The organism is Flavobacterium sp. UBA5153 (assembly GCA_002413745.1).
GTDB lineage: Bacteria > Bacteroidota > Bacteroidia > Flavobacteriales > Flavobacteriaceae > Flavobacterium.
On record DHXP01000060.1, the window covers coordinates 77,181 to 87,296 of the forward strand.

A 10,116-nucleotide genomic window follows, 5' to 3' on the forward strand; every position below is an offset into this window, starting at 1 on the left:
TAATGCCGCTGTATATTTCATTTAGTTCTCCCGATAGCTCCTATCGGGATTATTGGACTAATTTGAAATAACTAGCGGTATTAAACCTTATATTTCTTGTGTGGTTAATAAATAATATGACTGTCCGCTAAGCGGACTAAATTTTGAGGACTCAAACGCTTTATAAAAATTTTGCCACGAATTACACGACCCGAACGACAGTGAACAGGCGAAGCAATTTTCACAAATTTTTTAAAAATTAAAACCGCAATTCGTGGCAATTCGTGTAATTCGTGGCTGAAATAATTAATTGGTATTAGTAACGGATAGTCATAATAAATAATTAGAGGGTATAAAATTTTCTGTTTTTTCAGCAAGAACAAAACCCCGCCATTCCAGCGAGGTTCCTCAATCCTTTACAAAAAATCCCAAATCCTAAATCGTAAATCTGCAATCTAAACCACCTCCACCAAATTCAACACATTAAATGCCCCACTTCTCAAGGGATACTGAACTCCATTGACTTCCTGAAAAAATTCAATCAGTAATAAATACAACTGTGTTCCTGTTCCCGCCGGTACCTGCGCAGGGATCAAAGTAACTACTGACACACTGTTGTCTATGGGCAAGTTGCTCACGGGACTGTAACTGCTGTCAAAAATCCCCGTTTCAAAATCCAGATTCACAAAAGCCGAACGAAAGCTGACGTGGGTGGCACTTTCGGGGTAACCCAATTGTTCTTGACTGACAAAATCGACAATGCTAATAGTGCCTGTTGCAGTGTCTAACGCATAAGGGATCCGCAAAATAGATTGCAAAGCAGCCCTGACATTGAAATCGAAACCCTTTAAAAGTTGTTTCCCTTCGACAGTGTCAATGCCTAAATAAACCGAGCGCTGTCCACGAACCGAACTGCTGTCATAATTTTTGATGTCACTCATCATCTTCAACATCCTGCTCGAAAGTTTGGGATCCTTGGCTCGGTTTAGCAAAGGACCAATTGAATTTCGCAACGCCTTGCCGGATTTCGCGTTCAATCCAAATTCGCTCAGATTCTCCCGGGTTCTCGCAAAAGCCGGATCATTCATAATCTTGTTTTTGCTCACTCCACCTTTGGTTCTAACCATATAACCATCGGGACTTTTGTAAAACGTTAAGCCGTCTAACGTTCCTTCTAACTTGATAATACCTTTTAATTTTCCCATTTTTTTTGTTTTTAGGAATTTATAATGAACCAAAAGTAGACTGCTTTTTCAAGTGACGCAAAGATTGGGTATCGTTCTAAAGGCATCGGAAACATTCGACGATTTTTACATATAAATGCCTGGTTTTGTATAAAAAAAGGATAGGATGTTTTTTTACCGTTTTCATCACTTTTTACCACATACCCTTTCGTCTTCAATTTCGTTTACTTAAAATAAAATTTGTTTCCTGGTCATTCCTACAAAGGAGCAATAGCATTGGTGAGTCATTTTATGCGAATTCTCCCTTGGGTCAACTACATAACAAAATAATTGGGTTTATTTGTCATTCCGACAAAGGAGGAATCACATTAGTGGGTCTTATTTTCTGAATTATCCCTTGGGTTACATGATAGTTATGTAAATAGTTTTGATTTTTTTTAAGTTTACTTTATTTTTTGATGGATGTCAGTGTAAGTTACTCCATAGATACCCGCAACCATCCCGCAAGATACTGGCAACAAACCGCAACAAAATGAAGAGGTATAAAGAAGCTGCAAAAAAATAGGCCCAAATCCGATTAAATCTGTTTCATTCGCGTCACCGTCATTGCGGGCGCAATGCAGTGAAGCGCGGCAATCTGTCGTCATTGCGAGCGCAACAAAGTGGAGTGCGGCAATCTGTCGTCATTGCGAGCGCAACAAAGTGGAGCGTGGCAATCTGTTGTCTTCACCCTAAACCCAACACCTAAACCCAACACCCGATTGTCATCCTGAGCTTGCCGAAGGACCAAATAACTTATTAACAATTCTATTAATAAGGTTTTGCATCGTTTGGGTTTGTTTGAGATAGTTTTGGGTATTGGCAAAATTTGAATGGACACCGTTTGGGTTTGTTTAGCATTGTTTGGGATAGGAGGAAAATAGTACGGCAAGTTTTGTTAATAAGTAAATCTTATTTTTATCCCAAGCTTCCTTAATTTTATAATCTAAGAAAACAAAATAGCGTGTAAGACATTCAATATGACAAGAATTGTAATTTATCCAAGCGACATCATCATTCTCACCGATAAAAGTGAGAGCTATGCCCGTAAGGAAATTCAAAACTTGAAAAAAGCCCTCAACAAGGAACCACATCAAAAAGTGACCATAAAGGAATATTGCCGCTATTATGGTTTTAATCTGGAAGAAGTCCTGGGAGTCTTGTCCAAATACGAGCTTCAAAAAGCATCTTAGCAGAGATATTAACAAACCCGTCAGTTCGAGTGCCATGCTTTTTAGCGGGATGTAGCGAGAACCATTTTAACAATAATTTTTCTGTTCACGATACGATCACAAACCCAAAAGCGAGATTGCTTTTCCGGTAGCTATTGGGATCCGCGTCCCCGTCATTGCGTGCGCAACGCTCTGAAGCACGGCAACCTTTTGTGAAATTCCTCCACCAACCCATAAAAAAATCCGCCAAAATCCGTTTAAATCCGTATCATCCGTGTGCCATGTCATTGCGAGCGCAACGCAGTGGAGCGTGGCAATCTGTTGTCCTCACAAAAAAACCCGCCCCAATCCGTCTCATCCGCGTCCCATTCTCAAAGCACTGAAGCACATCAATCCATTTTAAAATTAATTGCTCCTCTTGATAATCATTATATTTAGCAATACATTTACCAATAAGATTAATAATTCCGAATGACTTTCCTTATAATAACCCATGTGCCCCATATTCTGGAACAAAATCAATATTTTGCTTACGCTCCCTATGTCCGTGAAATGAATATTTGGATCCAACAAACAGACAAGCTGATTATTGTGGCCCCCCTTTCCAAGTCCCCTAAAACTCCTATCGAAATCCGTTATGAGCACGAAAATATTGAATTCCTGGACATTAAAGCGTTTGATGTTTTAAGCCTGAAAGCAATATCACGATCGATCTATAAAATACCCGCAATAAGTGGACGCATTTTTACCTCCATGCAAAAGGCCGACCATATCCATCTGCGCTGTCCCGGAAACGTAGGTTTATTGGGCTGTTTTGTCCAGATATTGTTTCCAAACAAAACCAAAACAGCCAAATATGCCGGTAATTGGGATCCCAAATCGAAGCAACCTTGGACTTATAAATTGCAAAAATGGATTCTAGGGAACCCTTTTTTGACCCGGAACATGCAGGTTTTGGTCTATGGCCAGTGGGAAGGGAATTCTAAAAACATCAAGCCTTTTTTTACTGCAACCTATAGTGAAGCCGATAAGTTGCCGATTATCAATAAAAACCCAAATAGGCAAATTCATTTTGTTTTTGTGGGCACTTTGGTTCAAGGCAAAAATCCATTCTATGTCATACAATTAGTAGAAGCCTTATATAAAAAAGGACACGATGTTACCTTAAGTTTCTACGGAGAAGGAACGGAAAGAAATGCTTTGGAACAGTATATTGCACAAAAAAATTTGGAGAAAATAGTGGAGTTAAAAGGAAATCAGTCTCAGGAAATTATCAAAAACGCCTATGAATACAGTCATTTCGTGATTTTGCCCTCGGAGAGTGAAGGATGGCCAAAAGCCATTGCCGAAGGGATGTTTTGGGGTTGTGTTCCCTTAGCGACATCAGTGTCTTGTGTTCCTTTTATGTTGGATTATGGAAATCGAGGGGTTTTATTGGAAATGGATTTGGAAAAAGACATAATGCAAATAGAGGCTATTTTACAGAACGAAACGGCGTATCAAAACAAAAGCAAAAACGCAAGCGATTGGTCTAGGCAATACACAATGGATGTTTTTGAGGAGGAAGTGAAGAAGTTGCTGGTTCCTAAAGGCTAAAATTTGCAGAGATTGCTCTCTCATCTACTTTGTCATTTCGTCTCACTTGTCATTTTGTTCCTACTGTCATTCCTGTTGCTATTGTCATTCGGTTACACTTGTCATTCCGATTCCGTTTACACTGTCAATTCGGTTACACTTGTCATTCCGATTCCGTTTACCTAGTGAATTCTGATACCCGAAAGCATTCGGAAGAGGAATCTCAGCAATTTATATTACGATTAACTGTTGTCTGTGTGGATAAACAACAAATAGAATAAATGATAAATTAAACATAGATTCTTCCTTCGTCAGAATGACATAAAAATCAAATAACAACATGGTTGAATTACAAAATTAAGAGCCCAACAATGTGGTAGCAACAAAAAAAATAATACTTTAGCGTTATGCAATTTCAAGAAGGATACCATACGTATTATATTTACATTATAACCAATAAAACAAAAACGGTTTTATATACCGGTGTTACAAATCATTTACGAATTCGTTTGGGGCAACATAATGAGAATATACTTATAAACAACAAAACATTTGCATCAAAATACAATGCTCATTATTTACTGTATTATGAAAAATTCACTTGGATCCAGGAAGCAATTGCAAGAGAAAAAGAAATAAAAGGCTGGCGTAGAGAAAAAAAATTGGACTTAATAAAGAGTGGTAATCCGGAATTGAAATTCTTGAATTACTTGTTTGAGTAGAAATATAGGGAGGAAATGACTAGCGAAGCAAAGATTGCTCTTTATCCACCTTGTTCACCTTATCATTCGGCTTCTACTGTCATTCCTGTTGCTACTGTCATTCGGTTACACTTGTCATTCGGTTACACTTGTCATTCCTGTTTCTACTGTCATTCCGACAAAGGAGGAATCTCCACAAAGTAGGTAATGGTTCTGCAATGTCAATAGTGTTAAGCAAGTTAAAACTGATGAAACAACAACAAATAGGAGTAATAATAAACGATGCACAGCTTCCTCCTTTGTCGGACACAAGGGCTTTGCCTGAACTGGCGAAGCAATGACAGTAGTAAAAGAATGAACGTGCTCATAGGACAACAAATAGAAGAAACAACAACAACAAATAAAACACCAAAATGCGCATCATTCAAATCATAGATTCCCTCGAGGCTGGCGGTGCTGAACGAATGGCGGTGAATTATGCCAATGCGCTTGCCGATGAAATTGATTTTTCGGGATTGGTGGTAACCAGAAAAGAAGGTCTCCTTTTAAATCAAGTAAACCAAAAGGTATCCTATCTTTATTTGAACAAAAAAAGCACCATTGACTTAACCGCCCTTTTTAAATTGAGAAAATTCGTGATGCAAAATAAAGTGGAAGTGGTACATGCCCATAGCACTTCTGTTTTTCTTGCTTTCCTGTTGAAATTAACCTGTCCTTCCATAAAATTGGTTTGGCACGACCATTACGGAGATAGCGAGTTTCTTTCCAAACGACCTTCGTTGGGATTAAAAACAACCATTCCTTTCTTTAACGGAATTATAGCCGTAAATAAAAACCTTAAAGTTTGGGCGGAACAAAAATTACATTTTGAAAACGTCGTTTATTTGCCTAATTTCCCTTCCAAGGAAAAGGAAGTTTCAGGATACACTGTCTTGAAAGGAATGGATGGAAAAAGAATCCTTTCTTTAGCCAATTTGAGGGCACAGAAAAATCATTTTTTATTGCTGGAGGTTGCCAAGAGGGTAAAAGTATCCCATCCGGAATGGACTTTTCATTTAGTGGGAAAAGATTTTGGAGACGAATATTCCCAACAAATCAAGAATCTGATTTTGGAGTTTAAACTGGAAAACACTGTTTTTCTTTATGGCTCGAAACAAGATATAAATAACATTATGGATCAATCGACCCTAGCGATTCTAACTTCACAATCCGAAGGCTTGCCAGTGGCACTATTGGAATATGGATGGAATAGTAAACCCGTTGTGGTAACGGGTGTTGGCGAGATTCCATTGTTGATTCAAAATGGGGTAAATGGATTTATGGTTGCTGCTCAAGAGCCAGCATTATTTTATGATGCCGTGGTCCAATTGATGGAAAGTGATTCGCTACAAACTAATTTTGGCAATGCACTCTATCAAACCATTATGGAACATTACTCGAAAGAATCCGTAATAAAGGAATATTTATATTGGTTAGAAAATAGTTTAAAATGAAAAAAGAGGAAATTTTATATCTCAATTTAATCCTGTTCCATGCTGGTATCGGGTTTTTGGTGTATCTATTCCCGTTTATTTCGAAAATTTACGGCTATGCCATCTTTATATTCGGAATTTACTATGTCATAAAAAAGCAAAACAAGAATAATGAAGCACTCATGGTTGCCGCTTATGTGGTGGGGAGCGAAGTTTTCCTGAGGATGACGGGTGGTAACCCCTTGTATGAAATTTCCAAATATGGAGTAATATTTTTTATTTTTATCGGAATGTATTTCAGCGGATTTTCCAAAGGGGCCGTACCCTATTGGCTGTTCTTGCTGTTATTGGTTCCCAGCGTGGTACTGTCTACTTTTGTGCTTGATTTTGATACCAACATCAAAAATGCCATAGCCTTCAATATTTCGGGACCGGTCTGTTTGGGGGTGGCTTCCCTGTATACTTTTAGACGAAGGATTTCTCTGGGAGAGGTGAATAGCATCTTGCTCAGCATGGGTTTGCCCATTGTGACTTGTATGGTGTATTTAACCTTTTATACTCCAAATATTCGAGATGTGATTACAAGTACACAATCCAGTTTTGAGACTTCCGGTGGTTTCGGTCCTAATCAGGTGGCAACTTTTTTAGGCTTGGGAATGTTTATCTTTTTTTCCAGGATAATACTGGAATCCAGAACCACATTTATGGTCATCATCAATCTGGTCATTGCCATTAATATAAGCTATAGAGGGATGGTTACTTTTTCGCGCGGGGGCATGATAACCGGTTTTTTAATGATTGTTTTATTGTTGTTGTTTTTGTATTCCAAATCCAATTTTAATGGAAGGGTAAAACTGAATTATTTGATTCTATTGATGGCTTTTACAATGATTATTGTCTGGGGCTACACCTCGTTTCAAACGGGAGGGCTTATCGACAAACGCTACGCCAACCAGGATGCCGCAGGACGGGTAAAGGAAAGTAAATTTACGGGAAGGGAAGATGTGGCACAAAACGAAATCAATACTTTTTTGAAGAATCCCATTTTTGGGGTGGGTGTGGGCAAAGGGGTCGAAGTTCGAGAAGCAGAAACGGGAAATGGCACTTTATCGCATGACGAAATTACCAGAATGCTTGCCGAACACGGCTCGCTAGGGATTATAGGATTGTTGATTCTGTTTTTTACGCCTCTTTTTTTATATTTGGAAAATAAGTTCAATATGTTTTTATTGTGTTTTGTTGCCTTCTGGTTTTTAACCATAAATCATGCTGCCATGCGAACTGCCGCACCGGCTTTTGTCTATTCGTTGTCTTTGCTCAATGTTTATTTTAAGGAGACCCCTAAAAAAAAGAATTCGACACATCCTTCAACAAGCTCGGGATTACAACACTAATTTACACTAATACGAATGCATTGGGTGCAATTAGTTTTTGCCGCTAATTTTTCGTCAATGGTAGAGCAGTCGAGAACCATTATTTGATCCCGACTTTAGTTTGTCTTGGACGAAGTTGAAGAGTTCAATGCGACAAAAAACTATTTTTAAAGCCCTGCCATTGAGCTTTTTTATGCCATTCAGCAATTCAAACCAGTGTTATGCCAATTACCCTAAATCAAAACATAAAAATTTTAGAATAATTGAACAAAGATGCAAAAAATATGTTTGTGATTTATAGATAAGTACACTCCCCTAGCCCCTATAACTCCATCCTATATTTAATTTTGGAGTCGTTGAACCCAAAAGGGTTTCAAGAGGGGACCCTACCCTGCCATTATTTTCCTTTTTGTTTCCAAAACAGGTTCTAATAACTAAAAAATATTTTTTTATCTACGAAATCCCACTCCTAACTCCCCTCTTGAGAGGGTTCCGATAGCTATCGGAAGGGAGTGTGTTTTTCAAATTCATAAATATAAAAATCAGAAAAGTAAAAATAGTTCCACTGGATTCAAAATTTTACTTCCCCATTCATTCTTGGGAAGAAAATCAAGGGATTTATGACCAAAAAACGCCAGATTTCCACTTCTGTCAGGGCTATTGAATTAAGTTTCTATCTTCGTCAATGATGACCGTGAATGAACACTACCTACTCTTTCTGTTTTGTCAAATAATAAATTGGAATTCCTATTAACATTATCAAAACTCCCCAGCCACAAGTACTGGTTTTAGTGAAAAACAAGGCGATGCAAATGGCGCTTGCAATCACAAGATAGAGTGCCGGTAAAAATGGATATCCAAAAGCTTTATAGGGTCTTTCGGCATCGGGCATTTTCTTGCGAAGAATAAAGATTCCGTAAATGGTAAGGATGTAAAATATCAAAACTATAATCACGACAAAGTCCAATAAATCCCCGTATTTCCCTGTCAAGCACAAAGCTGAAGCCCAAAAACACTGTGCCCACAAGGCCCAAGCAGGAACGCTTGCGCTATTCAAATTGGCTGCTTTTTTGAAAAACAATCCATCTTTTGCCATCGTATAATATACTCTTGCACCCGCCATAATCAATCCGTTGTTGCAGGCAAAAGTCGAAATCATGATCATCAAGGCAATGATTAAAGTCCCGATAGCCCCAAAAATATTTTGTGAAGCCACAACGGCAACTCGATCTGATTCTGCTGTTGCAATATCTTGCAAAGGCACTACTGCCAAGTACATCACATTTGCCAAAATATAAATACAACTTACAATCAAAGTTCCTAAAAACAAACTTAATCCTACATTACGTTTTGGATTTTTGATTTCGCCAGCTATAAAAGTCACCCCTTCCCATGCCACACTCGAAAACAACGACCCCACTAAAGCCGCCGATATTCCCGATATTAATGCGGTTCCACTAATAGGCAACCAAGATCCGCTTGCCACGTCCATTGATTGGGAAGTCCAGGCATTCGTCCAATTGGCATCCCAAACCTCGGCTTTGGCAGCCGCGAAACCAAAAATAATCAAACCGAAAAGCGACAGGATTTTGATAACCGTTAGAACAGTTTGCAAAATTTTACCGTTCTTCACCCCACGACTATTGATATAACTCAATAAAATAATGGTAATTATCGAAATAATTTGGGCTGCATTGAGTTTGAAATCGCCCAATTCATATAGAATGTTTTTATCGCTCAACGGCGGATACAAATAAGCCGCAAACTTGGAGAAAGCCACGCCCACGGCGGCGATGGTACCGGTTTGTATCACGGCAAAGAAACTCCAGCCGTATAAAAACCCAATCAATTTTCCGTAGGCTTCCTTGATATATACATATTGCCCACCAGCTTTGGGAAACATCGAGCTTAACTCGCCATAACTCACGGCGGCAATCACGGTAATAAATCCCGTAAGCACCCACATCGCAATGAGCCAGCCGGCAGAACCCAGTTGGCGCACCATATCCGAGCTTACGATAAATATCCCAGAACCTATCATCGAGCCCACGACGAGCATCGTTCCGTCCAGTAATCCGAGTTCTCTTTTAAAATGTTCTTGGTTGTCGTCTTGCATTTTGGTTGGTTTTTGGTTTGGATAAAGATATACTTTTTTTGGAAATAGGGAAATGGTTGTAAGAAGATCATACCTTTTAAATTTGGGCGTGACCACAAGGGTCAGGCTGTGCGCTCTATCCACGCTAAAAAGCGTGGGATGCCGCTTCCATCCTTCACGCAAACCGAAACACGAAGATCATTCTCAATTTTAATGAAAAATCTGCAAGAAAATAATTATATTTGAAAGAAAATAAAGAGAAACAAACCTTCGCCAATCTACCCGCACGCACGGATATGCTAGCGCGGAAATAGTTGTAGTGCCCATTCCAATTTACAACACACAATAATCCGACCGTTCGGATATGCCAGCGCGGAAATAGTTGTAGTGCCCATTCCAATTCACAACACACAATAATTCAAAAAAGTCAATTCATACCGCTAGTTATTTCAAATTAGTCCAATAATCCCGATAGCTATCGGGAGAACTAAATGAAATATACAGCGGCATTATACCAGAACGATTG

The 10,116-nt window shown here is 38.9% G+C and carries 9 protein-coding genes; 6 read left to right on the top strand and 3 right to left on the bottom strand.

Annotated features, from left to right (window positions below):
- Positions 1-434: 434 nt before the first annotated feature.
- Positions 435-1,184: a hypothetical protein gene (locus tag B2145_RS12080; protein WP_291102577.1), complete on the bottom strand. Its 750-nt coding sequence runs from the start codon at positions 1,182-1,184 to the stop codon at positions 435-437.
- 998 nt (positions 1,185-2,182) lie between these two features.
- Between B2145_RS12080 and B2145_RS12085 the strand changes: the two genes are divergently transcribed.
- Positions 2,183-2,395, top strand: coding sequence for a hypothetical protein (locus B2145_RS12085; RefSeq protein WP_291102580.1), 213 nt, complete (start codon positions 2,183-2,185; stop codon positions 2,393-2,395).
- A 96-nt stretch (positions 2,396-2,491) separates the two neighbouring features.
- Here the strand turns inward: B2145_RS12085 and B2145_RS12090 are convergent, their stop codons facing one another.
- Complete coding sequence (locus B2145_RS12090) at positions 2,492-2,662, bottom strand: hypothetical protein (protein ID WP_291102582.1); 171 nt, start codon at positions 2,660-2,662, stop codon at positions 2,492-2,494.
- A 183-nt stretch (positions 2,663-2,845) separates the two neighbouring features.
- On the opposite strand from B2145_RS12090, the gene B2145_RS12095 reads away from it, so the two are divergent.
- The 5 genes from B2145_RS12095 to B2145_RS12115 all read left to right on the top strand — a co-directional run bounded on the left by B2145_RS12095 (position 2,846) and on the right by B2145_RS12115 (position 7,516).
- Positions 2,846-3,970 carry a glycosyltransferase gene (locus B2145_RS12095; RefSeq protein WP_291102584.1) on the top strand — a complete coding sequence of 375 codons (1,125 nt, stop codon included), beginning with the start codon at positions 2,846-2,848 and terminating at the stop codon, positions 3,968-3,970.
- 386 nt (positions 3,971-4,356) lie between these two features.
- A complete protein-coding gene (locus B2145_RS12100) occupies positions 4,357-4,671 on the top strand; it encodes a GIY-YIG nuclease family protein (RefSeq protein WP_291102586.1) in 315 nt (104 codons plus the stop codon).
- A 15-nt stretch (positions 4,672-4,686) separates the two neighbouring features.
- Positions 4,687-4,854: a hypothetical protein gene (locus tag B2145_RS12105; RefSeq protein WP_291102588.1), complete on the top strand. Its 168-nt coding sequence runs from the start codon at positions 4,687-4,689 to the stop codon at positions 4,852-4,854.
- A gap of 209 nt (positions 4,855-5,063) precedes the next feature.
- Positions 5,064-6,143 carry a glycosyltransferase gene (locus tag B2145_RS12110; RefSeq protein ID WP_291102591.1) on the top strand — a complete coding sequence of 360 codons (1,080 nt, stop codon included), beginning with the start codon at positions 5,064-5,066 and terminating at the stop codon, positions 6,141-6,143.
- A complete protein-coding gene (locus tag B2145_RS12115) occupies positions 6,140-7,516 on the top strand; it encodes an O-antigen ligase family protein (protein WP_291102593.1) in 1,377 nt (458 codons plus the stop codon). The genes B2145_RS12110 and B2145_RS12115 overlap by 4 nt, the downstream gene beginning before the upstream one ends.
- A gap of 688 nt (positions 7,517-8,204) precedes the next feature.
- On the opposite strand, the gene B2145_RS12120 is transcribed toward B2145_RS12115, so the two are convergent.
- Complete coding sequence (locus tag B2145_RS12120; protein ID WP_291102595.1) at positions 8,205-9,611, bottom strand: APC family permease; 1,407 nt, start codon at positions 9,609-9,611, stop codon at positions 8,205-8,207.
- Between the last annotated feature and the right edge of the window lie 505 nt (positions 9,612-10,116).

Coding starts and splice junctions, on each gene's coding strand:
- B2145_RS12105 (WP_291102588.1), top strand. CDS start 4,687: ATGACTAGCGAAGCAAAGATTGCTCTTTATCCACCTTGTTCACCTTAT.
- B2145_RS12090 (WP_291102582.1), bottom strand. CDS start 2,662: ATGACATGGCACACGGATGATACGGATTTAAACGGATTTTGGCGGATT.
- B2145_RS12110 (WP_291102591.1), top strand. CDS start 5,064: ATGCGCATCATTCAAATCATAGATTCCCTCGAGGCTGGCGGTGCTGAA.
- B2145_RS12120 (WP_291102595.1), bottom strand. CDS start 9,611: ATGCAAGACGACAACCAAGAACATTTTAAAAGAGAACTCGGATTACTG.
- B2145_RS12080 (WP_291102577.1), bottom strand. CDS start 1,184: ATGGGAAAATTAAAAGGTATTATCAAGTTAGAAGGAACGTTAGACGGC.
- B2145_RS12100 (WP_291102586.1), top strand. CDS start 4,357: ATGCAATTTCAAGAAGGATACCATACGTATTATATTTACATTATAACC.
- B2145_RS12115 (WP_291102593.1), top strand. CDS start 6,140: ATGAAAAAAGAGGAAATTTTATATCTCAATTTAATCCTGTTCCATGCT.
- B2145_RS12085 (WP_291102580.1), top strand. CDS start 2,183: ATGACAAGAATTGTAATTTATCCAAGCGACATCATCATTCTCACCGAT.
- B2145_RS12095 (WP_291102584.1), top strand. CDS start 2,846: ATGACTTTCCTTATAATAACCCATGTGCCCCATATTCTGGAACAAAAT.